The organism is Streptomyces doebereineriae, assembly GCF_031845645.1.
Lineage (GTDB): Bacteria > Actinomycetota > Actinomycetes > Streptomycetales > Streptomycetaceae > Streptomyces > Streptomyces canus.
This window is the reverse complement of sequence record NZ_JAVREZ010000005.1, coordinates 57,781-83,756: the sequence shown is the minus strand read 5'-3', so window position 1 is coordinate 83,756 and position 25,976 is coordinate 57,781. Positions and strand designations below refer to the sequence as shown.

The 25,976-nt window shown below is 71.3% G+C and carries 27 protein-coding genes; 19 read left to right on the top strand and 8 right to left on the bottom strand.

The window, feature by feature from the left end:
* Nucleotides 1-398 precede the first annotated feature (398 nt).
* The 3 genes from RNB18_RS16545 to RNB18_RS16535 all read left to right on the top strand — a co-directional run bounded on the left by RNB18_RS16545 (nucleotide 399) and on the right by RNB18_RS16535 (nucleotide 2,147).
* Nucleotides 399-749 carry a VOC family protein gene (locus RNB18_RS16545; protein ID WP_280855727.1) on the top strand — a complete coding sequence of 117 codons (351 nt, stop codon included), beginning with the start codon at nucleotides 399-401 and terminating at the stop codon, nucleotides 747-749.
* 67 nt (nucleotides 750-816) lie between these two features.
* Nucleotides 817-1,206 (top strand): MarR family winged helix-turn-helix transcriptional regulator, encoded by a 390-nt coding sequence (locus RNB18_RS16540; RefSeq protein ID WP_057617721.1) that lies wholly within the window; start codon nucleotides 817-819, stop codon nucleotides 1,204-1,206.
* Between the two features lie 38 nt (nucleotides 1,207-1,244).
* Entirely contained in the window at nucleotides 1,245-2,147 is a 903-nt protein-coding gene (locus RNB18_RS16535; RefSeq protein ID WP_311714829.1) for an acyl-CoA thioester hydrolase/BAAT C-terminal domain-containing protein, read from the top strand.
* A 6-nt stretch (nucleotides 2,148-2,153) separates the two neighbouring features.
* Here RNB18_RS16535 and RNB18_RS16530 read toward each other — a convergent pair whose 3' ends face one another.
* Entirely contained in the window at nucleotides 2,154-3,002 is an 849-nt protein-coding gene (locus tag RNB18_RS16530; protein ID WP_311714828.1) for a LysR family transcriptional regulator, read from the bottom strand.
* Between the two features lie 316 nt (nucleotides 3,003-3,318).
* Here RNB18_RS16530 and RNB18_RS16525 point away from each other — a divergent pair, with 316 nt between their 5' ends.
* The 10 genes from RNB18_RS16525 to RNB18_RS16480 all read left to right on the top strand — a co-directional run bounded on the left by RNB18_RS16525 (nucleotide 3,319) and on the right by RNB18_RS16480 (nucleotide 13,047).
* Nucleotides 3,319-4,014: an alpha/beta hydrolase gene (locus RNB18_RS16525; protein WP_311714827.1), complete on the top strand. Its 696-nt coding sequence runs from the start codon at nucleotides 3,319-3,321 to the stop codon at nucleotides 4,012-4,014.
* Complete coding sequence (locus RNB18_RS16520) at nucleotides 4,011-4,850, top strand: sulfurtransferase (RefSeq protein ID WP_311714826.1); 840 nt, start codon at nucleotides 4,011-4,013, stop codon at nucleotides 4,848-4,850. The genes RNB18_RS16525 and RNB18_RS16520 overlap by 4 nt, the downstream gene beginning before the upstream one ends.
* Nucleotides 4,847-5,701: an ABC transporter permease gene (locus tag RNB18_RS16515; protein WP_311714825.1), complete on the top strand. Its 855-nt coding sequence runs from the start codon at nucleotides 4,847-4,849 to the stop codon at nucleotides 5,699-5,701. The genes RNB18_RS16520 and RNB18_RS16515 overlap by 4 nt, the downstream gene beginning before the upstream one ends.
* 2 nt (nucleotides 5,702-5,703) lie before the next feature.
* Entirely contained in the window at nucleotides 5,704-6,420 is a 717-nt protein-coding gene (locus RNB18_RS16510) for an ABC transporter ATP-binding protein (RefSeq protein ID WP_280855734.1), read from the top strand.
* Entirely contained in the window at nucleotides 6,417-7,382 is a 966-nt protein-coding gene (locus RNB18_RS16505) for an ABC transporter substrate-binding protein (RefSeq protein ID WP_311714824.1), read from the top strand. The genes RNB18_RS16510 and RNB18_RS16505 overlap by 4 nt, the downstream gene beginning before the upstream one ends.
* 8 nt (nucleotides 7,383-7,390) lie before the next feature.
* A complete protein-coding gene (locus RNB18_RS16500; protein ID WP_057617728.1) occupies nucleotides 7,391-8,491 on the top strand; it encodes an LLM class flavin-dependent oxidoreductase in 1,101 nt (366 codons plus the stop codon).
* Between the two features lie 10 nt (nucleotides 8,492-8,501).
* Nucleotides 8,502-9,497, top strand: coding sequence for a PhnD/SsuA/transferrin family substrate-binding protein (locus RNB18_RS16495; protein WP_311714823.1), 996 nt, complete (start codon nucleotides 8,502-8,504; stop codon nucleotides 9,495-9,497).
* Complete coding sequence (locus RNB18_RS16490) at nucleotides 9,494-10,600, top strand: acyl-CoA dehydrogenase family protein (RefSeq protein WP_311714822.1); 1,107 nt, start codon at nucleotides 9,494-9,496, stop codon at nucleotides 10,598-10,600. The genes RNB18_RS16495 and RNB18_RS16490 overlap by 4 nt, the downstream gene beginning before the upstream one ends.
* Entirely contained in the window at nucleotides 10,597-11,973 is a 1,377-nt protein-coding gene (locus RNB18_RS16485) for an FAD-binding oxidoreductase (protein WP_311714821.1), read from the top strand. The genes RNB18_RS16490 and RNB18_RS16485 overlap by 4 nt, the downstream gene beginning before the upstream one ends.
* Before the next feature lie 93 nt (nucleotides 11,974-12,066).
* Nucleotides 12,067-13,047, top strand: coding sequence for an AraC family transcriptional regulator (locus tag RNB18_RS16480; protein ID WP_311715219.1), 981 nt, complete (start codon nucleotides 12,067-12,069; stop codon nucleotides 13,045-13,047).
* A gap of 258 nt (nucleotides 13,048-13,305) precedes the next feature.
* Here the strand turns inward: RNB18_RS16480 and RNB18_RS16475 are convergent, their stop codons facing one another.
* From RNB18_RS16475 to RNB18_RS16460, 4 genes are all read right to left on the bottom strand, one after another.
* Nucleotides 13,306-13,695, bottom strand: a complete 390-nt coding sequence (locus RNB18_RS16475; protein WP_062050704.1) for an SseB family protein — start codon at nucleotides 13,693-13,695, stop codon at nucleotides 13,306-13,308.
* Between the two features lie 109 nt (nucleotides 13,696-13,804).
* Entirely contained in the window at nucleotides 13,805-15,022 is a 1,218-nt protein-coding gene (locus RNB18_RS16470; RefSeq protein WP_311714820.1) for an acyl-CoA dehydrogenase family protein, read from the bottom strand.
* A gap of 101 nt (nucleotides 15,023-15,123) precedes the next feature.
* Nucleotides 15,124-15,666, bottom strand: coding sequence for a cysteine hydrolase family protein (locus RNB18_RS16465; RefSeq protein WP_311714819.1), 543 nt, complete (start codon nucleotides 15,664-15,666; stop codon nucleotides 15,124-15,126).
* Nucleotides 15,663-17,132: a purine-cytosine permease family protein gene (locus tag RNB18_RS16460; RefSeq protein ID WP_311714818.1), complete on the bottom strand. Its 1,470-nt coding sequence runs from the start codon at nucleotides 17,130-17,132 to the stop codon at nucleotides 15,663-15,665. The genes RNB18_RS16465 and RNB18_RS16460 overlap by 4 nt, the downstream gene beginning before the upstream one ends.
* 252 nt (nucleotides 17,133-17,384) lie before the next feature.
* Between RNB18_RS16460 and RNB18_RS16455 the strand changes: the two genes are divergently transcribed.
* Together RNB18_RS16455 and RNB18_RS16450 are read left to right on the top strand one after the other, a co-directional pair.
* Nucleotides 17,385-18,209: a hypothetical protein gene (locus tag RNB18_RS16455; RefSeq protein ID WP_311714817.1), complete on the top strand. Its 825-nt coding sequence runs from the start codon at nucleotides 17,385-17,387 to the stop codon at nucleotides 18,207-18,209.
* A 48-nt stretch (nucleotides 18,210-18,257) separates the two neighbouring features.
* Complete coding sequence (locus RNB18_RS16450) at nucleotides 18,258-18,635, top strand: peptidase inhibitor family I36 protein (RefSeq protein WP_280855744.1); 378 nt, start codon at nucleotides 18,258-18,260, stop codon at nucleotides 18,633-18,635.
* Nucleotides 18,636-18,946: 311 nt separating this feature from the next.
* Here the strand turns inward: RNB18_RS16450 and RNB18_RS16445 are convergent, their stop codons facing one another.
* Both RNB18_RS16445 and RNB18_RS16440 read right to left on the bottom strand, forming a co-directional pair.
* Entirely contained in the window at nucleotides 18,947-19,945 is a 999-nt protein-coding gene (locus RNB18_RS16445; RefSeq protein ID WP_311714816.1) for an aldo/keto reductase family protein, read from the bottom strand.
* 119 nt (nucleotides 19,946-20,064) lie between these two features.
* On the bottom strand, nucleotides 20,065-20,478 hold the full coding sequence (locus RNB18_RS16440; protein WP_311714815.1) for a cytidine deaminase family protein: 414 nt from the start codon (nucleotides 20,476-20,478) through the stop codon (nucleotides 20,065-20,067).
* A gap of 190 nt (nucleotides 20,479-20,668) precedes the next feature.
* Here RNB18_RS16440 and RNB18_RS16435 point away from each other — a divergent pair, with 190 nt between their 5' ends.
* The 4 genes from RNB18_RS16435 to RNB18_RS16420 all read left to right on the top strand — a co-directional run bounded on the left by RNB18_RS16435 (nucleotide 20,669) and on the right by RNB18_RS16420 (nucleotide 25,126).
* A complete protein-coding gene (locus RNB18_RS16435) occupies nucleotides 20,669-21,799 on the top strand; it encodes a hypothetical protein (protein ID WP_311714814.1) in 1,131 nt (376 codons plus the stop codon).
* A gap of 20 nt (nucleotides 21,800-21,819) precedes the next feature.
* Nucleotides 21,820-22,524 (top strand): class I SAM-dependent methyltransferase, encoded by a 705-nt coding sequence (locus RNB18_RS16430; protein ID WP_311714813.1) that lies wholly within the window; start codon nucleotides 21,820-21,822, stop codon nucleotides 22,522-22,524.
* Nucleotides 22,525-22,697: 173 nt separating this feature from the next.
* Nucleotides 22,698-24,683, top strand: a complete 1,986-nt coding sequence (locus tag RNB18_RS16425) for a glycoside hydrolase family 97 protein (RefSeq protein WP_394817628.1) — start codon at nucleotides 22,698-22,700, stop codon at nucleotides 24,681-24,683.
* A 38-nt stretch (nucleotides 24,684-24,721) separates the two neighbouring features.
* Nucleotides 24,722-25,126 carry a nuclear transport factor 2 family protein gene (locus RNB18_RS16420; RefSeq protein ID WP_311714812.1) on the top strand — a complete coding sequence of 135 codons (405 nt, stop codon included), beginning with the start codon at nucleotides 24,722-24,724 and terminating at the stop codon, nucleotides 25,124-25,126.
* A gap of 17 nt (nucleotides 25,127-25,143) precedes the next feature.
* Here the strand turns inward: RNB18_RS16420 and RNB18_RS16415 are convergent, their stop codons facing one another.
* Complete coding sequence (locus tag RNB18_RS16415) at nucleotides 25,144-25,929, bottom strand: alpha/beta fold hydrolase (protein WP_311714811.1); 786 nt, start codon at nucleotides 25,927-25,929, stop codon at nucleotides 25,144-25,146.
* Nucleotides 25,930-25,976: the final 47 nt, after the last annotated feature.

Sequence of the window (25,976 nt, the reverse complement as noted above, 5' to 3'; positions counted from 1 at the left end):
CGGGCTGCCCGGCGATGCAGTCGTCGGCGCTCCTCGGTCCCACGTCGAGCAGCGGGCGCCGGTAGGTGCGGGCGGTCACTGGCGGGGCGACCGGATCGGCCCGCGCGTGAACGCTCACACGGTCGGGCCGGGTCGGGCCCGCAGCTCAACCATGTGACCATCCCTCCTCCCAGCCGCCGCCCACGCCCGACGCGGCAGCGCCCGGCAAGCCGTTGAAGAGAAGGCGGCCCCGCCCGACCGGCCGAGTGTGCGCCGGAACGCGCTCACGACGACCTGACCGGCGCCTTCATTTCCGGCGCGCGGTGACCGATCAGGATCGGAGAAGCGCGCCTGCCCTCCCCCGGCCTAGCGTGAGACCACCGACAACGACCGTCGGGAACCTCACGAAGGAGCACGCCATGACCGCCGGCCTCAAGACGATCATCTACCCCGTCAAGGACCTGACCGCGGCGAAGGCCCTGTTCAGCGCACTGCTGGGGGTGGAGCCGTATGCGGATGAGCCGTACTACGTCGGTTTCAAGGACGCGGGACAGGACGTCGGCCTCGACCCGAACGGGCACGCCCGGGGCATGACCGGCCCGGTGCCGTACTGGCACGTCGACGACATCCGGGCGACGCTCGCGGCGCTGGTGGCGGCCGGGGCCGAGACGCTGCAGGACGTCCAGGACGTCGGCGGCGGCAAGTTGATCGCCTTCGTCAAGGACGCGGACGGCAACCTGGTCGGGATCACCCAGGATCCGCAGGCCTGACGCTTTTCCTTGCGCATGCACTAGTTGCACAGTAAACAAATGGCCGTCTCGGTGTTACCGTGCATGTATGGCGGTGAACACGGTCTCGACCGGCCTCGAGGAACGGTGGCGGGACATCCTGGCGGTGCACGCGCGCACGATGTGCGAGATCGACCGCGTGCTGCACCCGCACGGGCTGGGAGCGAGCGATTTCGAGGTGCTCGACATCCTCGCCACCGAGTCGCCCCGGGAGGGCGACCAGTGCAGGGTGCAGAATCTCGTCGGGCGGGTTCATCTGAGCCAGAGCGCGCTGTCCCGGCTGATCGGCCGCCTGGAGAAGGACGGCCTGGTGGAGCGGTCCATGTGCGTGGAGGACCGGCGGGGCGTATGGGTGTCCCTCACCCGCAAGGGCCGTGACCTGCACTCCGAGGTGCTGCCGCTGCAGCGCGGAGTGCTGGCGAAGATGCTCGACGGCTAGGGACGCCTGCGTGGTGATCGAAGACGCGGATCCCGCGCATGCGTGACGGAGCGAGCGTGTCGGAGATCGTCGAGCACGAGGTGACGGCTCCCTGGGAAGGCGTCCTGGTGGAGCCGGCCGCCGGCGGCGGCGCCGGGGTCCTGGTCCTGGCGGGGTCGAGTGGTCGTGTCGAGCGACGGCGAGCGCGGCTTCTGGCTCAGCAGGGCCTTGTCGCCCTGGCCATACGCTGGTTCGGCGGGCCCGGCCAGCCGGCCGGGATCTGCGAGATCCCCCTGGAGACATTCGTCGCGGGAGTGGACCTGCTGCGGTCTCGCGGAGTGGAGCGCGTCGGCGTGCTCGGCGTGTCCAAGGGCGCCGAGGCCGCCCTGCTCACGGCGGTCCACGAGCCGCTCGTGGACGTGGTGGTCGCCGTGTCGCCAACCGCACTGGTCTGGTGCAACGTCGGACCCGGCCTGGACGGCCACCGGCATCCGTATCGCTCCTCCTGGACCTGGCGGGGACGGCCCCTGCCTTTCGTGCCCATGGACGACTCCTGGCGGCCGACGGAGCGGGCCGACGGCCCGGTGGCCATCGGCGGGTGGTACGACCTCAGCGAGCGGACGTTCGCCACGCACCTGGACACCGCCGCGATTCCGGTGGAGCGGGCGCGCGCCGACGTGCTGCTGATCGCGGGTGGTGATGACGCCATGTGGCCCTCGCTGCGCTATGCCGAACAACTGGCCGCCCGACGCCGTGCGGCCGGCGGCTCGATTCGCCTGATCAGCCATGACGACGCGGGGCACCGGCCGCGGTTCCCCGGCGAGGGCCCCGCCGAGTCCTCGAAGACATTCCGCTACGGCGGGACCCCGCACGCCGACGCCTCACTCGGCGAGACCGCTTGGGCTCCCGTCATCGACGCGCTCCGTGCCGCGGGGGCCCCTTCCGTCTCTGTGAGTGGCTGACACGTTCTACGCCAACAACTCCCGTACGGCGGCGAAGGCGGCCTCGACGGTTGCCGGATCCGCGCCCGGGCGGGCGAGCGCGCTCATGGGGATCGGGGTGACCTCGGGCAGACCCTCGTAGGGAGTCAGCCCGTCGGGAGCAGGGCCGACCGCCGCGAGCAGCGCCACTCCCTGCCCGGTACGGGCGATGTCCAGGACGCCCGCCAGATAGCCTGCGTCCCCGACGACCGTGGCGGGCACTCCTCGCGCGGCCAGGGTCGCGATGGCCCGGCGGCGGATCGCGCACGGGTCCTCGATGGCCACCAGCGGCACCGGAGCGGGCGCCCGCGGCGGCTCCCAGCCGGGCACAGCGTGCCAGGTCAGCGGCAGGCCGCCGACGCGGGTGCCCTCGGTCGCGGCGGCCTCGGTGACGTACACCGCGACATCCACGCTCCCGCGCTCCACGGCCTCCACGAGCCGTGCGGAACGGTCGATGCGGAAGCGGACCCGGCAGCCGGGCCGTACCGCCTCGACAGCGGCGGTCAGCCGGGGCAGGAACTGGTCGGCGGCGTGCTCGGTGGAACCGATCGTGACCGTGTCGCCGTCGGCACCGAGGAGTGTGCGTACGGCCTCGTCGTGGACGGCGATGATCCGGCGGGCCTGTTCGAGCAGCAGGCGCCCCTCGGCGGTGAAGCGGGTGCCGCGTCCCTCACGCTCCACGACGGGCCGCCCCAGGACCTTCTCCAGTTTGCGCACGTGCTGGCTGACGGCGGACTGGCTCAGGGTGAGGGCCAGAGCGGCGCGGTGGAAGCCGCCGCAGTCGGCTATCGCGGTCAGGCTGCGCAGGGCCACGATGTCCAGGACGGGTTGGGGCATGCCGCGACCCTAGCCGCTCGGCGCGATCGATCGCGATCCCTGATCGGTTTCGATGCGGAATCGTCGTTGGACGCGGTGCGTCACGGCCGGTCATGATGAACGCATGTTGCACGCGACCGCTACCGCTGCCCTTCTGACGCAGCGCCGAGTCATCGACTTCGGCGTGGCGTGCAGCGCGCGCTGTCGCTGATCCTCCGCAACCACTCCTCGCGGTCCGAGTCGACCGCGCTCTCTTCCCGCTGACACGTGACAGCCGTCTCCGGCTGCTCCTTTCCGTACGGATGCCCCCTGCCCTGAAACGGGAGCTGACCCCCTCATGCCCTCATCCTTCTCCTGGGACGAACCCGAAGGTCTCGCCGCGCGCGGCACCCTGATCGTGCTGGCCGGCCGTGGCGAACACGGCGGTGTGTACGAGCGTTTCGGCCGCCGACTCGCCTTCGACGCCTACCGGGTCCGCGCCCTCGGCGACGCGTCCGCCGACCCGGCCGTGCTCGACGAGGCGGCCAAGCTCCTCGCCGACGAGTCGCTGCCCGGCCCGAAGGTGCTGGTCGGCTCCGACACCGGCGCGCTGTATGCCGCCCGGTTGGCAGCCGAGCGGACGCCCGGCGCCGACGCCCTGATCCTCGCCGGTCTGCCCACCTCCCCCTGGACATCGGGAAGTTGGGAGGCCGAGATCGAGGCCCGTACCGGCTGCCCCACCCACCAGGGGCGCCTCGCGAATGACCCGCACTTCCGGCGGGGCGCGCTCGACTCGGCCCCCGAACTGCCCGAACTCCACCTCGACCGCGTTCAGATCCCCGTCCTGGCGCTGCACGGCAAGGACGACGCGGTGAGCCCGGTCGACGAAGCCCTCGCCGCGTACGCGGGTGTCCGGACGGTCCTGTTCAACGGTGGCCGGCACGACGTCCTCAACGACGCCCTGCACCGCACCGCCGCCGCCACGGTCGTCCTCTTCCTGGAGCGGCTGCGCCTGTCCCCGGGGCTGCCGCTGATCGCCGAGGAGCGGGCATGACCGTCACGACCACCGTCGCGGAGCTCCGCGAGCAGCTCGCCTCCACCACTCCCCCGACCCTGCTGGACGTCCGCTGGGCGCTGGGCGATCCACACGGACGCGAGCACTACGCCGAGGGACACCTCCCGGGCGCGGTCTACGTCGACCTGGACACGGAACTCGCCTCCGCCCCGAACCCCGGGGGCGGCCGGCATCCGCTGCCCGCGATCGGGGACCTTCAGGAGGCGGCGCGCGCCTGGGGCGTCCGCGAGGGCCGACCGGTCGTCGTCTACGACGACTTGGGCAACACGGCCGCCGCCCGGGCCTGGTGGCTCCTGCGGCACGCGGGGCTCGACCGGGTGACGCTGCTCGACGGCGCACTCAGTGCCTGGCGGGCCGCCGGACTGCCCCTGGAGTCAGGGCTTCCGCCGGATCCGTCGCCGGGTGACGTCGTCCTGCGCGCGGACGCGCTCCCCGTTCTCGATGCGGAGGAAGCCGCCGAACTGCCCCTTTCCGGGCTGCTCCTGGACGCACGGGCGGGCGAGCGGTACCGCGGGGAGGTGGAGCCGGTCGACCCGCGCGCGGGTCACATCCCGGGCGCCGTGTCCGCGCCGACCGGGGAGAACCTCGCCGCGGACGGCACCTTCCTGCCGGCCGAGGAGCTCCGGAAGCGGTTCGAGGAGCTGGGTGCCGGTACGGCGGGCCGGATCGGCGTGTACTGCGGCTCGGGCGTCACCGCCGCCCACGAGATCGCCGCGCTGGAGATCGCCGGGTTCGAAGCGGCCCTGTTCCCCGGTTCCTGGTCCGCGTGGTCCGCCGACCCGGACCGCCCGGCCACGAAGGGAAGCCGGCCATGACGACGCATTCACCGGCACTGCCGACCACCTTGGACAAGCCCTCCCGGATCACCATCCGCGGGACCACGAAGACGGGCCGCCGTGCCACGATCCCCCGTTCCGTGCGGAGGGCGGCGGGCCCCCTCGGTCTCGTCCTGCTCTGGTTCCTCACCTCGGCCACCGGGGTCCTCCCCGAGACCGTCCTGGCCTCGCCGGTCGACGTGCTCAAACAGGCTGTGGAGCTGACCAGGAACGGCGAACTCCCCAGCGCCATAGCCGCGTCGGGCCGCCGTGCGGCGACCGGATTCCTCATCGGCGCGGCGATCGCGCTGAGCCTGTCCCTGCTCGCCGGTCTGTTCCGGCTCGGCGAGGACGTCATCGACTCCTCGATGGGCATGTTCCGGGCGATCCCGTGGGTGGGTCTGATCCCGCTGTTCATCGTGTGGTTCGGCATCGAGGAGACGCCGAAGATCGCCCTCGTCGCGCTCGGCGTGACGTATCCGCTGTACTTCAACATCTACGGCGGCATCCGCTCCACCGACTCCCAACTCGTCGAGGCCGCACGGATGATGGGACTCGGCAGGCTGGGTCTGATCAGGTACGTGATCCTGCCGAGCGCGCTGCCCGGCGCCCTCGTGGGGCTCCGGTACGCGCTGTCCACCGCCTGGCTGGCGCTGGTCTTCGCCGAGCAGATCAACGCGGACGCGGGGCTCGGCTATCTGATGAGCAACGCCCAGCAGTACTTCCGCACGGACGTCATCGTGCTCTGCCTCGTCGTGTACGCGCTGCTGGGGCTCGCCTGTGACTTCGCCGTACGGATCCTTTCGCGCCGCCTGCTGACCTGGCGGGCCAACTTCGAGGGCGGGGCATAGACATGGCCGACAGTGTGGAGATACGGGGGCTTTCGCGGGCCTTCGACGGCAACACCGTGCTGCACGCACTCGATCTCGACATCCGGGAGGGCGAGTTCGTGGCCCTGCTCGGCCACAGCGGCTGCGGGAAGTCGACGCTGCTCAGGATCCTCGCCGGGCTCGACGAGGAGATCGGCGGCGAGGTCACCGTGCCCGCCCGCCGCAGTGCCGCCTTCCAGTCGCCGAGGCTGCTGCCGTGGCTGAAGGTGTGGCGCAACGTCGTCCTCGGGCTGCCCGGGCGTCCGGACCGTGCCCTGGCCGAGCGGGCCCTCGCCGAGGTCGGCATCGCCGACCGCGCCTCCGTGTGGCCCAAAACGCTCTCCGGGGGCCAGGCCCAGCGCGTCTCCCTGGCCCGCGCCCTGGTCCGCGAGCCCGAACTGCTGCTCCTGGACGAGCCGTTCGGCGCCCTGGACGCCCTCACCCGGGGCCGGGTGCAGCAGCTGGTGGCCGAGCTGTGGCAGCGGCACGGCTGCGCGATCCTCCTGGTCACCCATGACGTGGAGGAGGCACTGCTGCTCGCCGACCGGGTCCTGGTGATGGACGAGGGCCGTATCGCCCACGAGCTCACCGTCGACCTGCCGCGCCCCCGTGATCTGACCGCCCCCGAGTTCGTCTCCCTGCGCGCCCGCCTCCTGAACTGGCTCGGCGTGACCCGTACCTTGGAAGGAACCCCGTCGTGATCCGCAGAATCGCAGCCGCCGCCCTGAGCTTCTCCGCCCTGCTGGCGCTGACCGGCTGCGGCGCGGACTCCTCGGCGGACGCCTCGTCGAAGGACGGCACCCTCGTCATCGGCGACCAGGCCAAGACCCTCCAGACCATCGTCGCCGCCTCCGATGCCCTCAAGGGCGCCAAGTACAAGGTGAAGTGGGCCGAGTTCGAGGGCGCCGCCCCGCTCTACCAGGCCGTGCAGGCGGGCGCCGCCGACACGACGTACTCCGCGGATCTCCCCGCCCTCCAGGCGCTCAGCGGTGGGGTGAAGTTCAAGAACGTGGCCGCCCTGAAGAACGACGGCCGGCATGTCGGCATCGTCGTGGGCAAGGACTCCGGCATCGACAGCGTCAAGGACCTCAAGGGCCAGAAGGTCGTGGTGTCCTCGGCGAAGGGCAGCATCGCCGAGTACCTGCTGGCCAATGTGCTCGAGCAGAACGGGCTCAGCTACTCGGACGTGAAGGTGCAGTACCTGCTGCCGACCGACGCGCAGGCCGCCTTCGCCTCCGGGAAGATCAAGGCCTGGGCGACCTTCGGCGTCTACCAGGCCGTCGGTCTGGAGCAGGGCGGCAAGCTGCTCGTGGACGGTGCCGACGGCCGGGTCAGCGGTTACGGCTTCGTCGGTGCCTCCGACCAGGCCCTCGCCGACCCCTCGAAGAAGGCCGCGCTCGCCGACTTCCTCAGGCGGCTCGGTACCGCCCTGGAATGGACCAGCACCCACCAGGACGCCTACGCCAAGACCATCGAGGCCCGCAACGGCGCCGACGCCTCCGTGGCGAGGACGCTGGCCTCGGCGGCGTACGGCAAGGTCCTGCCGATCACCGACGACGTGAACAAGACCGTCCAGGACGTGGCCGACCTCATGAACGGCATCGGGGTTCTGGAGCCGAACGTGGACGTGGCGAAGTCGTCCGACACGTCTCTTCTCAACTAGGAGCCCTCATGCCTGTCGAGTTCATCAGTGCCGTCCACACCGACTCCGGAGCCTCCGGTCCCGCCGCCGCGAGCCGCACCGGCTTCGACCGCGACCATCTGCGCAGGTACGCCCGCGCCCTGGACGACGGCGGCTTCGACCACACGTTGGTCGCCTATCACTCGGCGTCGCCGGACGCCTTCCAGGTCGCCCAGTTCGTCGCGACCCACACCGAGCGCATCCGCCCGATCCTGGCGCACCGGCCGGGCGTCGTCTTCCCCACGCACGCGTCCCGTGCCCTCGCCACGCTGGACCGGATCAGCGACGGGCGGCTGAGCGTCCACATCATCTCCGGTGGCAGCGACGAGGAACAGCGCAGGGAGGGCGACTATCTCAACAAGGCCGAGCGGTACGAGCGTTCGGACGAGTACATCCAGATACTGAGGAAGGTGTGGCAGGCCGACGGGCCGGTCTCGCACGAGGGCAAACACTTCCGGTTCGAGGGCTATTACTCGGACGTGAAGCCGGTGAACGGGCTGATCCCCATCTCCGTCGGCGGCTCCTCGCCGGACGCGTACCGGGTCGGCGGACAGCAGGGCGACATCTTCGGCCTGTGGGGCGAGCCGCTGAAGGAGACCGGCGAACAGATCGCCGCCGTGAACGCGGTCGCCGAGGCCGCAGGACGCCCCCACCCGCGCATCTGGGTGTCGTTCCGCCCGATCATCGCGCCCACCGACGAACTGGCCTGGGAGAAGGCGCACCGCACGCTCGGCGTCCTCAAGGACCAGGCGCGCAACACCGAGTTGCTGCGGCACTACCGCACCGCCGGGCGCCCGGCGAACGTCGGCTCGCAGCGCCTCCTCGACATCGCCGAGCGGGGCGAGGTCCACGACCGCTGTCTGTGGACCGCCCCGGCGGTCGCCACCAACGCGGCCGGCGCGTCCACCGCCCTGGTCGGCTCTCCGGAGACCGTGGCACAGGCCCTGCTCGACTACGTCGACATCGGCTGCGACCTGCTGTCGATCCGCGGCTACGACCCGCTCAACGACGCCATCGACTACGCCCGTCACGTCCTGCCGCTCGTGCGGCAGGAACTCGCCCACCGCGCCGCCACCGGCCAAGCCGCCTGATGGAGACCCCGTGTTGTTCCGACGTTCCCTGCGCACGTCCGCCGCCGCTCTCGCCCTGCTCCTGCCGTTCGCCGTGGCCTGCGGGACCGACGCGCAGGCGGAGTCCTCCACCGTCACCCTCACCGTCGGCGCCACCGGCTGGAAGGCCGAGGAGGCCGTCCTGAAATACGCGGGTCTCGACTCGACCCCGTACAAGATCAAATGGAGCCTTTTCCAGGGTGGTGACCAGCAGCTCCAGGCCATCCGCGCAGGCGCCCTCGACCTCGCCTCCTCCAGTGAGATCCCACCGGTCTTCGCCGCCGCCGACGGCAGCGCGAACTTCAAGGTCGTCGCCGTGCGGAAGGGCGCGACCCTGAACCAGGAGATCGTCGTGCCCAAGGGCTCGAAGGTGACCGGCATCGCCGGCCTCAAGGGCAAGAGGATCGGCTACGTCCAGAACACCACCGCCCACTACTTCCTCTACGAACTGCTCAAGCAGGCGGGCCTGAAGTGGTCCGACGTCGACGCCAAACCCCTGCTCCCCAACGACGGCCTCGCCGCCCTCAACGGCGGCGGCATCGACGCCTTCGCCTCCTACGGCACCTCGATCATCACCGCCCACCAGCAGGGCGCCACGACGGTCGGCTCCGGCAAGGACATCCTGTCCGGCAACTTCCTCTGGTCGGCGCGGGACAGCGTGCTGAACAGCCCGAAGCAGAAGGCCGCCGCCGCCGACCTGATCGCCCGGATCACCAAGGCGTACGCCTACGTCCGCGACGGCCGCCTCGACGGCTTCGCCCAGGTCACCGCCGACGCCACCCACCAGCCCCTCGCCCAGGCCAGGAAGGACCTCACGGACGCCCAGGCGCAACGCCCCACGCAGGCCCGCACGGTGGGCGACGACGCCATCGCCTCGCAGCAGAAGGTCGCGGACGTGTTCACCGAACTAGGAGCGCTGAAGGAGCACTTGGACGTGAAGACGTTCTGGACGACCGAGCTCAACGCCGATCTCGAGAAGGCCCTGTGACCGGGCGCATCGCGGATCTGGCCGCGGAGTACGACCGCACGGCCGCCTTTCCGGCCGACTCCCTGCGCATCGCCCACGAAGCGGGGCTGCTCACCGCCACCATCGGCGAGCAGTACGGCGGCGGGGGCGCGGGCGTCGAGGAGAGCGCCCGCATCCTGCACTCCCTGGGCCGGGCCGACCCGTCCGTCGCCCTGATCGCGGCGATGACGCTCGCCGGCCACGCCCGTCAGGCCGTACAGCCGCACTGGCCCGAGGAGTTGTACGCGCGCGTGGTGAAGGAGTCCTTCGAGCGTCCCGTGCTCCTCAACCACGCGCGCGTGGAGCCCGATCTGGGGTCCCCCGCACGGGGCGGGCTGCCCGCGACCCGCGCCAGGCGCACGGCGGACGGGTGGGCGGTCAGTGGCACCAAGCGGTTCGTGACGGGGGCCGAGGGGCTCGACTGGTTCCTGGTGTGGGCGACCACCGACGAGGACGAGCCGCGCGTGGGCACCTTTGTGGTGTCCGGCGGCTCGCCCGGAATCGAGATCACCGGCCGCTGGGACCAGTTGGGGCTGCGGGCCAGCGGCAGCCACGACGTGACCTTCCGGGACGTGGAGGTGCCGCACGGGCAGGTGATCGGGATCGGGCCGCACGGCCCTGCCGCCGAGCAGGACAACCGGGCCGGCGCCGCCCTCCATCTCCCCCTCGCCGCCCTCTACTTGGGCGTCGCCCGGGCCGCGCAGGCGTTCTTCCACACGTTCGCCCACGCACGCGTGCCCGCCAACCTCGGTCACCCGGTGGCCCGTACGGAACGTTTCGGTCGTACGGCCGGGGAGATCGAGGTGCTGCTGGCCGCCGCCGAGCAGCTGGTGTTCGACGGTGCCGCGAAACTGGACACCGGCGACACGTCATACACACCGGAACAGGCCCTGGGGGCCCGCGTGTTGGCGGACCGGCACGGTGTGCGGGCCGTGGAGCTGGCGGTACGGCTGCTGGGTAATCCGGGGCTGTCGCGTGGCAATCCTCTGGAGCGGCACTTCCGGGACATCCAGTGCGCGCCGGTGCACGCGCCCCAGGAGGACATCTCCCTGCTCGCGATCGGAACGAAGGCGCTGAACCCATGACGGCAACGCGGGACACCACCGTGTCGGCGCGCTTCCTGGGGCTGCTGGCCCGCGATCTGCCGCCCGACAGGCTGAGCACGGACCCGGGCGTGCTCACCGCCCACGCCACCGACCGCTCGGGCACCCGGCCCACCGGCGAACCGCTGGCCGTGGTGCATGCCCGGCGCACGGAGGACGTGACCGTCACGCTGCGGCACGCCCACGAACTGCGCGTCCCGGTCGTCCCCCGGGGCGCGGGCACCGGGCTGTCGGGCGGGGCGACGGCGGACGAGGGCGCCCTGGTGCTGGACCTCTCCGGGATGAACCGCATCCTCGAACTCTCGGCCGACGACCAGCTCACCGTCGTCGAACCAGGCGTGATCACGGCCGAGTTGGACCGGGCCGCTGGCGCGCACGGACTGCGGTACGCGCCCGATCCGGCGAGTGCGGCCCTGTCCACGATCGGCGGGAACATCGCGACCAACGCGGGCGGTCTGCGGTGCGCGAAGTACGGGGTGACCCGGGACAGCGTGCTCGGTCTGGAGGCCGTCCTCGCCGACGGGACGGTGATCGGCACCGGTCGTCGTACGGTCAAGGGGGTCACCGGCTATGACCTCACCGCGCTGCTGACCGGCTCGGAGGGCACCCTCGCGGTGATCACCTCGGCGACGCTTCGGCTCAGGCCGGTTCCCGTGGCGACGGCCACGCTCGCCGCCTACTTCCCGTCCTTCGAGGCGGCGGCCGAGGCGTCGTACGCGATCGCCCGGGCCGGGGTCGAACCCGCGCTGGCCGAGCTCGTCGACGGGCCCGTGCTGCACGCCATCGACCCGGCGCTGCGGGAGCGGGGGGCCGCGCTGCTGGTGGTGCAGTGCGACGGGGCGGGTGCGGCGGCCGAGGCGGCAGTCGTCGCCCGGCTGCTCGAGCCCCTCGCCTCGACGGTGGAGACGACGGAGGATCCCGTCGAGGCCGAGGCGCTGCTGGCCGCCCGCCGGCTCGCGCTGCCCGCGCTGGAGCGGCTGGGCCGGCCGCTGATCGAGGACATCGCGGTACCTCGCTCCCGGCTCGCTCGGGCCGTGCGGGAGATCCGGGCGATCTCGGCCCGGCACGACGTTCCGGTGTTCACCATCGCGCACGCGGCGGACGGCAACCTGCACCCGATCATCGTCGTCGACCCGGACCTGGACCGGCTGCCGGACGCCGCGTGGGAGGCGGCCGGAGAGATCTTCGCGCTGGCGCTCAGGCTCGGGGGCACGCTGACCGGCGAACACGGGGTGGGCGTGCTCAAGCGGCAGTGGGTGGCCGAGGAACTCGGTCCCGCCGCGCACGCGTTGCAGCGCCGGATCAAGGAGGTGTTCGATCCGCGGGGCATTCTCAACCCCGGAAAGGCGCTGTGAAACCCGCGTCCGCTCCTGCCCGGCATGACCGCCCGTCCGCGGGTCATGTTGAACAGCAGACGCCGAGCGGGGAAGGGGGTGGCCGCCTTGGCCGTGGGAGAGGACCGGGCCGCCGGGTTCCACAGCTACGCGACGAACTCCCTCGAGGAGGCGCACGACGCCATCGCGGCCCACTACTACGACCTGCGTCTCGAAGTAATCGGCCGGGCCACGGAGTTCGAGACCAGGCTCAGTGTCGTCGACCTCGGCGCGCTCACCGTGGGCGATGTCCGCTTCGGCACCGAGATGCGGATGAGTTTCGGCGAGCCGGGCGTGTACCACGTCGCCGTGCCCTTCGGCGGCTGCTTCAGCGTCCAGGAGGGGCACGGGGGCACGGATTTCGCGACCGAGCGGCGGGCGCTGGTCTTCGATCCGGCGCGGGACATCCTCGTCGACACCTGGTCCGCCGACTGCCAGGCACTCACCGTCAAGATCGACAAGGCGGCCGTGCTCAGGCAGCTGGAGGTGCTGCTGGGCCGGTCGGTGCGGCGCCCGCCGCGCTTCGGGCCGTACATGGACGTCTCTCGCGGGCCGGGCCTGAGCTGGATGCGCCTCGCGATGTGGAACCTGCTCGAGCGGAACGTCCCGCTCGGACTGCTGAGCCATCCGATGATCCGCGGCCGTCTCGAGCAGACCCTCCTGGAGGGAATGCTGCTGGCCACCGACCACACCTTCCGCGACGCGCTGGAGGCCCCTCCCCCACCGATGCGCCCGGCGTCGGTGAAGCGGGTCATGGAGGCCGTTCAGGAGCTGCCCGCCGAGCCGTACGACGCGAACCGGCTCGCGGACATCGCCCAGGTCAGTCTGCGCACCCTGCAGGAAGCTTTCCGCAGCAATGTCGGCATGTCGCCCATGGCATACGTCCACGAGGTGCGGCTCCAGCGCGTCCACCGGCAGCTGCGGGCGGCGGCGCCGGGCACGACGACCGTGACGCAAGTGGCTCACGCGTGGGGGTTCGTCCATCTGGGCCGGTTCGCGCGGCGGTACCGGGAGCGCTACGGGGAGTCACCCTCGCAGACCCTGCGCGCCGCATGAGCCGTTGCGCCCGCCGATCCGCCGCGTTTTGCGGACATGCGCCACGTATTCCGGAGCGACGGCCTGCCGGATCGGTCCTATGGTCGGGTCACGGCGATCGCACCGCGCGCCGGGGATGAGCAGGGTCGGCGCCGCTCATCTCTGTTTTCGCAGGCGAGAACCGGGGTGCGGCGGCGGGAGCAGTGCGCACCCCTCTGCGGGCCCGGCCGCTCCCCCTCCGTCGCATGTGGTGGCCGGGCCCCACTGCGTGATCAGCCCCTAGGGCCGAGCCAGCAGTGTGCGCACGCCCTCGGACGTGAGCGTCAGCGGATGCGAGGAGCTGGCGTCGATCGAGAGCGACAGATCCCCGTCCGGCCACTGCGCGGCGAGCGCGCCCAGCGGCACCAGACGGTAGCGGGAGACGAACGGAAGCAGTTCGGCCATCTCCGTCTCCGAGGTGAACACGGGCACCACGGGAGCGCCGTCCTGCTGTTCCAGCACGGGCAGCGCCACGGTCGTGTCCTCGTCCGCGGCGTCGTCGGGCACCGGAATGAGCACGTCGCTGGTGGCGAGCGTGTCCAGCGCCGTCGCGTCCTCGGTGTTCTGCGTCAGCGCGTCCAGCGCCCGCTGGGCCGGTGTGACGGTGTTGTCATTGGCGGGTGTGTCCATGGCAGATCCCCTGGTAGCGGCGGTCGTGCGGCCCCGCCCGCGGACATGATCGCCCGGGGCGCGGTGCTGCTCGCGTACCCGAGCGTGCCCAGAGCATGCGTTCGGGACGTCAGGGAATCAGCGCGATGTGCTCGGAGGGCAGACCGAGGGTGTCGCATCCGACCCGCCGCAGGAGAGGCTCGTACATGCCGGGTCCCACATGGGTCCAGTACGTGGCCGCGTCCCGGAAGTAGCGCTGCATCCGTTCGCCGTCGCGTGCGTGACGGGCGCCTGCCGTGCGGAACAGGATGCCCTGGAGGACGTCCCAGGCCATACGCCCCGCGTTCAGGAACGTCAGGGCGAGCCGGTTGTCCTCGACCGCCGTGAAGGGTGCCTCGCCGCTGACGTTGCGGCGGCAGGCCTCCATCCAGTCCTCGGAGGTCTGTCTGAGGGCCGCCTCGGCCAGGTGGATCACGCCGAGGGCCTCGCCGAGGTGGCGCTGGTAGTCGTGCAGGTCGGCGCGGGTGCGGTCGGGCTCCAGGAGCAGGGGGCGGGCCGCGACGATCCGGGCGTACTCGTCGGCGGCGGCGTACGCGGTGCCGACCATGACGGCGGCCAGCTCGCCGTGGAAGAAGCTCGGCGCACGTCCCGCGTACATCGGGTTGCCGTGCAGTTCGGAGCCGACGCTGCCGCCCTCCACGGGCAGGTCCAGGAGGCTGGTCTCACGCGTGAAGTGCGCGGGGACACGGGCCTGGTCCATGCGGATGCTGTTGGATCCGGTGCCGCGCAGACCGAGGGCGCCCCGCCAGTCGTCGAGGACCGTCCACGCCGAGCGCGGGGCGACGAACAGCACGGGTGTGCCCGCGCGCAGGGTCTGGCCGAGGTAGTGCGTGGAGTAGGGGGCGCCCGAGGAATAGGGCCAGGTGCCGTCGAGGATCACATGGTCGGGGCCGTCGGGCTGTGCGATGCCCACCGGCGCGACGGTGGAGGCGGCCCGGAAGTCGCCGTCGGTGCCGAAGAGTTCGTCCTGGGCCTTCTCGTCGAAGACCGTGCAGGCCTGGAGGACATGGGCGGCGGTCAGGGACAGGGCCCAGCCGGTGGAGGGGCAGCCGCGGGCGATCTCGACGACCACACGGTAGAACACGGGCAGGCCGAACTCGTGGCCGCCGTAGCGGCGCGGCTGCAGGATCCGGTAGAAGCCGGCCCTCAGGAAGTCGTCGTGGGTGTCCTCGGGGTAGTGCGTGAGCCGTTCGGTCTCCGCCTGGCGTGCGAGCAGCGCGGGCCTGAGGGCCACGGCCCGTTCGATGATCTCCCGCTCGGTGAGGCCGGTCTCGGGTGCGGCGGTCACGATGCCTCCTGGCGGGTGGGAGTCGTCCGTTCGTGCTGCGCTACGAGCGATTCAACACGGCCGAGCGCTGCCCGGTACCGACCGGATATCGCCAAGCGCCTTCAGGCTCCGATCAGTTGATCCACGGTGACGACCCGGACCATCGGCCCGTACAGCTCCATCACGTCCAGCGCCCTGGCGTGCGAGTCGTCGTCGACGCCGGCGCACGCGTCGGACACCACCAGGGTCTCGACCCCCGCGTCGGCGGCGGCGAGGGCCGTGGACAGGACGCAGCAGTCGGTGCTGACACCGGCCAGGACCAGGCGGCCCCCGGGGCCGACACGGGTGGCGAGTTCGGGGGTCCACTTGCCGAAGGTGGTCGCGTCCATGATGTGCGGTGCCCGGTCGGCGAACTCGTCGGTGAGCCGCCACAGCGGGGCGTCCGGCGGTTGCAGAGCGAAGGGCCACCGCGCGTAGTACGCCCGCCAGGCACCGGCGGGCTCGTCGGGGGCCACGAAGCGGGTGAACGTGACCCGTTCGGCGAAGGCCGGCAGCAGCCGCCGTACGCCTGCCGCCGCCTCGGTGAAACGAGGGGTGGCCCAGGGACTGCCGGGCTCGGCGAAGACGCGCTGCATGTCGATGACGGCGAGCAATCCGGTCGTCATACGGCGCCCTCCTGTGCGCGGACGCACCCGCGGCCGAGGGCCAGCGTGCCGAGGAAGCCGAGCGCCAGGGCGGCCAGCACCCCGAGGTTGGCGTAGGCCCAGGCGCCGGACTTGCCGCCGAGACCGAAGGGGTCGAGGAGATAGCCCTGCCAGTCCAGCCAGCTCGCGGCCGAGTTGGTGACCAGGCCCCAGCCGAGGGCGGTGGCGAGAACCGTCAGGATCAGCGGGGTGGGCGGCACGTCGCCGTAGCGGCCGCTCGGACGGTAGAGGTCGGTCTCGTCGTAGTCACGGCGGCGCAGGGAGAGGTCGGCGAGCATGATGCCGCACCAGGCGGCGATGGGGACGCCGAGGGTGGTGAGGAAGCCCATGAACTGGCCGAGGAAGTCGTCGGCGAAGAACACGATGTAGAGGGAGCCCGCGATCATCAGGACGCCGTCGACGAGTGCCGCGAGCGGGCGCGGGATCCTGATGCCCGCCGAGAGCAGGGCGAGGCCCGAGGAGTAGATGTCGAGGACTGCGCCGCCGACCAGTCCGAGAACCGCGACGACGGCGAAGGGCACCAGGAACCAGGTGGGCAGGAGGGTGGTGAGCGCGCCGATCGGGTCGGCGGCGACGGCCTGGTTGAGCGTGGTGGACGATCCGGCCAGCAGCAGTCCGAAGACCAGCAGGAGCAGCGGGGCCACGGAGGCGCCGAAGGTGGTCCAGCCGACCACGCCCCGGCTCGACGAAGTGCGTGGCAGATAGCGGGAGTAGTCGGCGGCGGCGTTGACCCAGCCGAGACCGAAGCCGGTCATCATGAAGACCAGCGCGCCGATGAACTCCTGGGCGGAGCCTGCCGGGAGGGCGCTGACGGTGCTCCAGTGGATGTGGTCGGCGACCAGCCCGACGTAGACGACGGTCAGCACGCCCGTCACCACGGTGATCACGGTCTGGAGCCGCATGATCAGGTCGAAGCCCATCACCCCGCCGACGACGGTGAGCCCCGCGACCACGATCAGGGCGATCACCTGGGTCTCGGTGCCGCCGCCCCAGCCGAGCCGTCCGAAGACGGTCGCCGTGGCCAGGGTGGCGAGGGAACACAGGACGGTCTCCCAGCCGACGGTGAGCACCCAGGAGACCACCGACGGAAGGCGGTTGCCGCGCACCCCGTAGGCGGCACGGCTGAGCACCATCGTCGGCGCGGAGCCCCGCTTGCCGGCGACCGCGACGAAGCCGCACAGCAGGAACGAGAAGACGATCCCGATCACGCCGGCCACCAGCGCCTGCCAGAAGGAGATCCCGAAGCCCAGCGCGAAGGAGCCGTAACTCAGGCCGAGGATGGACACGTTGGCGCCGAACCACGGCCAGAACAGCGTCCGCGGGGTGCCCTTGCGTTCGGCGTCGCCGATCACGTCCAGCCCGTGGGTCTCCACCTGGAGCTGCCGGACGGTGGATCTGCTGTCGGGGGATCCCGAGGAGTCTGTCATCGTCGAACCTGCCTGTTCAGATGTGTTGGGGCGACGGTAGGCAGGGGGCGCGGGGGCGTCAATCACGCAACGCCTGCCAGACCCGCCCTATGACTTCCGAGGATCACAGCCGTCCCGCGCTCCCCTGTACTGGATTGCGAGCCGACGAGAGGTCGGAAACGGCTGAGCCCGCTGTGGTACGGCCGGGGAAGGACGGGGGTGTCCGCGGTGCGGGCTTCGAGGTTTGTCTCCGCAGTGGCGCTGTCCGTGTGTGTGACCACCCTGGGGGGCGGTTGCGCGGACGGCGGCGACGGGAGCGGTCCGGGGTCCGTACCACGGTCCGTCCGTGCCCAGGACGATCTGCTGAAGAGCGCCGAATCGGCGCTTGTACGACGGTGTCTGACGGAGCGACAGATACCGACGCGTTCCGTCGGCGACGATGGGCAGGGTCGGGGAGTCGCACCGCAGCGGGAGTTCCCGTACGGGATCGACGATCCCGGCTGGGCGGCCCGGCACGGTTTCGGCATCCCGGTGGAGCGCGGCTCTCGGGAGCCGGGGGTCAGTGCCTCGGAGGAGCAACAGCGCCTGTCCGACGCCCTGTTCGGCACCGGGCGCCGCGAGCTGTCCACCCGCACGGCCACCGGGCTGGTCGTCCAGGCCAACAGCGACGGTTGTCTCGCCGAGGCACAGCGGGTCCTCTACGGCGACCTGGGCCGCTGGTTCCGCACCGAGGTCACGGTCAACAACCTCGCTGCCGCCGCTCACCGGCGGGTGACCCAGGACCCGGTCTACCGGGCCGCGCTCGCCCGCTGGTCGCACTGTGTCGCACCCGTACAGGAGGCCGACACCCCCGGGGAGCTGCGCAGTGCGTGGCAGCGCCGGGCCCGTGGCCTCGCTCCACGGGAAGCGACCGCTCTGCAACAGCGGTACGCCGTGACCGAGGCGCGGTGCGTGCGGCGCACGGACCTCGCCCGGACCGGTGCGCGGCTGGAGAAGCGGTACGCCGCCGAACTGCGCGCCGAGTACGCCGACGTGATCGCCGAGCACCGGCAGCTGCGGGACCACGGGCTCCGGTACGCCGTGCGACACGGCCTCTGAGGCTCATTCCTGTCACCTCACCAACACCACATCGAAGGGATCGACATCATGCGCAAGACCTTCATCACCGCGGCCGGACTGTTCCTCGCCGCCGGCACCGCCCTGGCCGTTGTACCGGGCACGGCCCAGGCCGCCGCACCCTGCGGCCAGGGGAGCTTCTGCGCCTACACCGACGCCAACTACGGCGGACTGGCGGTGGGTTGGACCGGCGACGACGGCTGGTGGGAGAGCAACATCGCGGACGAGGACAGCTCGTGGGCCAACCACGGCATCTCGGGCCCGGGCATCAAGGACCACGTCAAGGTGTACGCCAGTGCCTGGCAGGGCGGCGGCGTCACCATCTGCCTGAGCCCCGGCCAGGAGGTGCCGTACAACGCGGGCGCCAACGACCGGGGGGACTCGCACACCTGGACCAGCAGCTGCTGAACACACGGCACCGGCCGCTGAACGGTGGGGGCGAACCTGCCCCCGCTCACGTCCGGCACACCGGGGCGGAGCGGTGAGCGTGCTCTCCCCGCGAGCGCGGCGGCCGCATCAGTCGGCCCGAGCCGGCCCGGCGTCATCGCCGCCGCGGCCGGTGCCGTGGTGGCGGGCTGCTTCCTCGCGCACCGGATCGGCAGGGTTCGCCGATGACGCACCACGGCGGACAGGCGGTCTCCCTGGCCCGTTTCGTGCCGGTGCACCGGCGTCACCGGGGCCTTCCGGCGGGCCCCACCAGGGCGGTCAGCCGTACGAGTTCAGCGGTGCTTGATGCCGGCCTGGGCGCCGGGGGCGAGGGTGGGTTCGGTGACGGGGACGTCGCCGAGGGCCTGGTCGACGGCGGTCAGCAGGTCGTCGGACAGTTCCACGCCGGAGGCGGCGGCGTTGGCGTGGACCTGGTCGGGGCGGGAGGCACCGGTGATCGCGGAGGCGACCTCGCCGCGGCGCAGGACCCACGCGAGCGCCAGGGTGGCCATGCTCGTCCCCGCCTCCTCCGCGATCGGGACGAGGCGCTGGACCGCTTCGAGGATGGCGTCGCTGTAGACGAGGTCCTGGGAGACCGCCATGTCCGCGGAAGCGAACCGGCTTCCCTCGGGGACGGGTTGTCCGGGCTTGTACTTGCCGGTCAGTACCCCCTGCGCCAGCGGCGACCAGACGATCTGGGAGATGCCGTTGGCGGCGCACAGGCCGAACACCTCGGCCTCGGGTGCCTGCCAGAGCATGGAGTACTGCGGCTGGGAGGAGACGAAGAGATCGGGGCCGGCGAGGTCGATCGCCGCCTGGATCTGCTCGGGGGTCCACTCGCTGAAGCCGATGTAGCGGGCCTTGCCCTGCTCGACGACTTTCTGGAACGCCTCGACGGTGTCCTCGATCGGCACACTGGAGTCGAAACGGTGGGCCTGGTACAGGTCGACATGGTCGGTCCTGAGGCGGGTGAGGGAGGCGTCGATCTGCTGGGCGATGTGGGCGGGGGACAGTCCGCGGTCGGCAGGGTCGTCCGACATCGGGAAATAGACCTTGGTGGCCAGGATGTAGGAGTCACGGGGGTGGGCGGACAGGATCTCGCCCCAGGCCGTCTCGGCGGCTCCCCGCCCGTAGGCGTTGGCGGTGTCGAAGAAGTTGATGCCCGCGTCGAAGGCCGCCTCGGTGCAGGCACGGGTCGCGTCCGCCTCGACGCCGCCGGAGTAGGTGAGCCAGGACCCGAGCGAGATCTCCGAGACGTTCAGGTCCGAGCTACCGAGTGTGCGGTACCGCATGGTTGTCGCTCCTTGTGTCGGGTGGGCCGCCGGCTCCCGGGCAGGCTTACGAGGCTGCTGTCCACTACACCGATGACCATGCCACGCGTCCGTCGCCACCGTCGTCGCGGCGGTCGGTGTCACTCGGCGGCGAGCTGATGGTCGGCCCAGACGTAGCTCTCGGGCAGCAGGTCGGTGATGCGCACGGTCCGCGTGCGGGCGTCTTCGCAGACGATCACCTCGAGGTCGGGGAAGTAGTCGAGGAGGACCTGACGGCACCGGCCGCACGGCGGAACGACCCCTCGGTCGCGGTCGCCCACGGCGACGATCGTCTCCAGTTCGTAGGCGCCCTGGGCGGCCGCCGTGCCGATGAGGACCAGTTCGGCGCAGGGGCCTCCCGTGAAGTGGTAGGCGTTCACGGCGGTGATGATCCGCCCGTCGCGGGCACGGGCCGCGGCTGCCATGGTGTGGTTGTCGCCTCGGCACCGTGTGCGAGCGACGTGCGCCGCGGCCTGGACGAGTTCGTGATCGACGGGGTGGGTCTGCGAGGTCAACTTCTCTGCCTTGGTCGTTGGTTCAGCCGACGTGGACAGTATCGGCGGTGGGTCGGCTCCGGGAGTCATGCGCGCTCGAAAAGGATCAGTTGGAAGCGGATCACCCCGCCCGTTCGCGCGCGATCACCTGCCCCTACTCTTCCTCTGTTCGAGACACCCACGGACACAGGGGCAAGACGGGGGAAGCAACATGACATACCGGCGCGCGGTCATACCGGCCCTGGTCGGGGGCCTGCTGTTCACGCTGTTGCTGTGGTGGGCGGGGGCGAGCGCGGAGGCACTGCAACTGCGTGGCAGCACCAGCGTGTTCGACGTGGACTCCGTGAACGAACTCCGGCGATGGCTCATGCCCTGGTCGTACGATTCCTCGGTGGCCCTGCCCTCCGACGGATCCGCGGACGCGGGCACGGGCGGAGACACCCGGTACGCCAGTCTGTACAGCACCGCTATGCAGATCAGATTCGTGGCCGTCTTCGCTTTCTTCCTGGCCGGCACATTGCTCCTGCTCCGCAGGATCCCGCCGACGCGGGGCCGTACCCCGGCCACGCTGCTCGCCCTGTGGGCCTGGGCACCGGTGTCCGCGACCTTGGCCGTGACGGTCTCCGCGCCCTGGCTGATCGCGTCCCGGCCGCACAGCAGCTACCGGGTCCTGACGCAGCTGGCGGGGGTGATCGCCTCGAGCGGACCGGTCCCGGTGTTCGCGGGGCTGCTGACCGCCCTGCTCACGGTGCTCGTGGCGCGTGTCTGCGCCAAGGGCGCGGAACCACTCCCCCGGCGCGATGTGCCGGCGCGCCCCGCCCGACTGGCGGCGAGCGTCGGAACCGCCGTGGTCGCGCTGTCCCTGGTGGTCCTGTCGTACCAGTCGGCGGCGGCCTGGATACAGACCACGTTCAGTGGCGCGGGCCTGCTGTCCGAGCCCGGTGACCTGCTGCGTCAGTGGCTGCTGCTCGGCGCCTGGGCGGGGCCGTCGACCGCGCCCCTCGGACACTGGCTGCTGTACCGGGCCGCCGACGGGCTCCTGTTGGGCGTGGTGTGGTGGTCACTGCGTCTGCTGCCCGGCCTGCTCACCCGGACCACCGTGCCGGCGATGGCGGTGGGCACGGTCTGCGCGACCGTGCTGGGACTCTTCGCAAGCCAGGTCCTGCACATGGCGATCGACGACACCGCCGCCGTGTGGGGTCCCGTGCACGTGTTCTCCGCTCTGGGCTCAGGCGTCCCCGCCGCCCTCACCTTCGGCGTCACGGCAGGACTGGCGGCCTTCGTGACACTGCGGCTGGCCGGGGACCGCGAGCCCATGCCCTCGTCTGTTGTCCCTGCTTGAATCCCTGGCAGCATGCGGTGATGCGTATCAACACCGCTTACGAGGGGGCCCTCGGCGACTACTTCGCCGACAACGCGACCGACGGCCCCTACAACGCTCACACCGACCGGCCCGCCATGTTCGCCCTGGCCGGTGATGTCACCGGGCTGCGGGTCCTGGACATCGGCTGCGGCGCCGGGCACTACGTCACGGAACTGCGGGCGCGCGGCGCGGCCGAGGTGGTCGGCGTCGAGGGCAGCGCGACGCTGCTGCGCCATGCCCGCGACCGCATCGGCGACGATGCCGCCGTCACCCTGTACCACCACGATCTGGAGGAACCACTCGGCTTCCTGCCGGACGACTCGTTCGACCTGGTGGTCATGGCCCTGGTGCACCATCACCTGGAGGCCCGCCGGCAACTGCTGGCCGAACTGCACCGCGGCTTGCGTCCCGGCGGGATCCTGCTGGTCTCCACGGTCCACCCGACCGCCGACTGGGTCTGGCACGGCGGCTCCTACTTCGACGAGGACCGTGTCGAGACGCGTTTCGGGGACAGCGGCACCACGAACTCCCACCGCCGTATGACGATGCAGACCTTCCTGGGCGAACTCCTCGACGCCGGCTTCGCGTTGGAGCGATTCGTGGAGCCACGGGCCACGGAGGCCGCCCGCCAGGTCGACGAGGTCCGCTACCTCAAGACTCTTCGGACGCCGTTCTTCGTCGCCGTCCGCATGCGGAAGATCTAGAGAACCAAGTCATGGCGTGCCGGCGGGAGGCTGCGCATCGACGCCGACTCGCCCCCGAGGCCCAGGCCGATCCATGGCGCCTGGGCCTCCCGCAGGTCTTGACCCCGCTCCCTCGGACACGTACAACGTTCTCCAGTAGAAAACGTTTACTCGATGGAGAGGCCGCGTCCACCATGAGAACCACACAGGACCGGGAAGAGCCCGCGCGGAACGGAGCCGGCAGCCCGGGGGCGCTGTCACGTCGGGGTGTCCTCAAGGGCACGGCCGTCACCGTCGGTCTGGCCGCGGCGGGGGCCGGCACCGCGCAGCCGGCCCACGCGGCCGAAGGAGCGGCCGGCTCAGGGCAGTCGGACTGCGCGACCGCGCGCATGGGCGGCAACGCCATCACGATGTCGGTGGTGGACGGAGCGCTCCGGTGGTCCGTCCACCACCACGGCAGGACGGTCGTCGACACGTCCGTCCTGGGCCTCGAACTGAGCGACGGTACCGTCCTCGGCAGCGACGTGAAGGTGACCCGCAACCAGCACGGGACCGCCCGTACCACCTGGAACCCGGTGTACGGGCGCAACGCCACCGTCACCGACCACTACCAGGAGCAGCGGTGGAACCTGCGGGACACCGCCTCGGGGGCCCGCTTCGGCGTCCAGATCCGCGCCTACCGGACCGGTGTCGCGCTGCGCTACCTCCTGCTCGACGAAGGCACCGCCACCATCGCCGGTGAACTGACCACGTTCGCCTTCCCCGACGACACCACCGTCTACAGCGCCCGCGACGAGGACGCCTACCTCCCGGTGGCGCCGGGCTCCATCCCGGTCACCGGCACCTCCACCACGGACAACGGCCCCCTCACCGACCTGCCGCTCACCGCCACCCTCACGGACGGGCTCATCGCCTGCGTCTGCGAGTCGGCCCGGCTCGGCTTCCCGCGCCTGATGCTCGGTTCGACCGACGGGCAGCCCGGCACCCTGTCCGCCTTCCTGATGGAACACACCGCCCGTGGCACCGGCCCGGTCGAGCCGGCCAGCACGGTCACGACTCCCTTCGCCACGCCGTGGCGCGCGGTAGTAATCGGTTCCGCCCATGCCGAACTGGTCGACAACGCCGAGCTGATCCTCAACCTGGCCCCGCCCGGCGCCCTGGCCGACACCTCGTGGATCAAGCCGGGCAAGGTCTTCCGCTGCGAGCTCAGCACCGCCGCGGGCCTGGCGGGCGTCGACTTCGCCGTGGCCCGGGGCCTGGAGTACGTCGAGTACGACGCCGGCTGGTACGGCCCCGAGTTCACGACCACCGACGCGACCGAACCGATAGCGGCCATCGACCTCCCGTCCGTCATCTCGTACGCCACGAGCAAGGGCATCGGTGTCTTCCTCTACGTCAACCGGCTCGCGCTGACCGACGCGGACTCCCTCTTCGGCCTCTACAAGGGCTGGAGTGTCGCGGGCATCAAGCTCGGCTTCATCAACGACGGTACGCGGACGATGACCGACCAGATCACCGACTGGGCGAAGACAGCCGCCAAGTACCAGTTGCTCATCGACATGCACGACGACGTGCGGCCGTTCGGCTACGAACGCACCTACCCCAACTGGATCAGCCTGGAAGGTGTCCGGGGCAACGAGCAGTTCCCGACCGCCACGCACAACGTGACGCTGCCCTTCGCCCGCAACATCGGCGGCCCGATGGACTACACCATCTGCTACGGCCAGTCACGGGACAAGACGACCAACACCCACCAGATGGCCATGGCCGCGGTGTACTACCAGCCCCTCAACTTCCTCTTCTGGTACGACAAGCCGTCCAAGTACGCCAACCCGGCGAACTGGCCGGGACTGCCCTGGTTCAACGCCGTCCCCACGACCTGGGACGAGAGCCGGACCCTGGCCGGGTCGATCGGCGAGTACGTGGCGGTGGCCCGTCGGAGCGGCGACACCTGGTACCTCGGGGCCATGACCAACGAGACCTCCCGGGTCCTGGCGATCCCGTTGTCGTTCCTGGGCGGTGGCACCTACACGGCAACCGTGTACGCCGACGGCACCCCCGGGGCCGCGCCGTACCAGACCCCGGTCGTGGTCAGCACCCGGTCCGTCACCGCGGACAGCACACTGAGCGTGGCCATGGCCCCGGCGGGCGGCCAGGCGGTCGTCCTGAAGCCGAGCTGACCCCGCTCCGGAGTCAGCGGGCGGTAACGTCGACGCACATGACAGCAGAGTCACCGACGCAGACTGTGCAACGCCTGTTCCCGCTGCTCGCCGAGGGGAAGAGCGCGGAGGCGGCGGCTCTGTTCGCCGACTCCGTCTCGTTCTCCATCCCGCACCCGCCGGGCATTCCGTGGGTACCGGAGGTCGACTCGGGGGACGGCATGCGGACCTTCTTCGAACTGCTGCAGACCCATGTGCGGGCCAAGGAGGTCGACCTCCGCCAGGTCATCGCCGAGGGCGAGGACGTGGTGCTCATCGGGCGCATGGTCTCCGAGGTCAAGCAGACAGGACGGGACATCGACACCGCGTTCGCCCTGCACACCACGGTCCGGGACGGCCGGATCACCCGCTACCACCTCTATGAGGACACCTACGCGGTCGCCAGGGCCTACTTCGGCGACTGACCGTCGGTGCGGGTCTCTCAGCCCTCGGCCGCCCGATCCGCCCAGTCGCGGAGCAGCCGGATCGTGCGGTCGACGTGCTCCTCGTGCAGATAGTGCCCTGAGTCCGGCCAGTGCTCCACGCGGGATCCGGGCGCGTGCAGTGTGCCGCGTTCCCATGCGGCCGCTTCCTCCGACGTCCACACGGTGAGCGCGGGCTGGGTGCGCAGCCGGAGGTGAACCTCGCTGTGCGGGCGGATGCCGACCGCGCCCGGGTCGGTGTACATGCCGGCGTACGCCTGGGCGATGACATGGTCGGGCGTGCCCAGCATGGTGCGGACGTGGGCCGTGCGCAGGCCCTGCGGTGCGTCCGGGCCGAACGCCCCGGCGACGAACTCGGCGGCCGCGCGGGCCCCCCGTTCCCGGTATGCGGCGAGCCGGGCCGGGATCCCGTCCACCTCGGCGCCGTGTGCGCCATGTGCGGGATCGAGGGCGATCACCGACCGGACGAGTGCGGGATGCCGTACGGCCAGCAGGTTGGCCACCTGCCCGCCCATGGAGTGTCCGACGGCGACCACCGGACCGGTGCCCAGGGATTCGAGGAGCCCCGCGAGATCGTCGGCCATGGCCACCGGAGTGTTGCCGTCCGACGGCACCGGTGAGCGGCCGTGCCCCCGCAGATCCGGTACGACGAGACGGAACCGGCCCGCCAGCGTCTCCGCGTGCGGGGACCACTCCCTGCCGTCACCGCCCCAGCCGTGCACCAGCAGCAGTGCCGGTGCTCCGGCGGGACCGAGGTCGGTGTGGAACAGACGGACTCGGCCCATCAGGCGCTTCCCTCCCGGTAGGTCGCACGCGGGTCCGACCCGGGGCG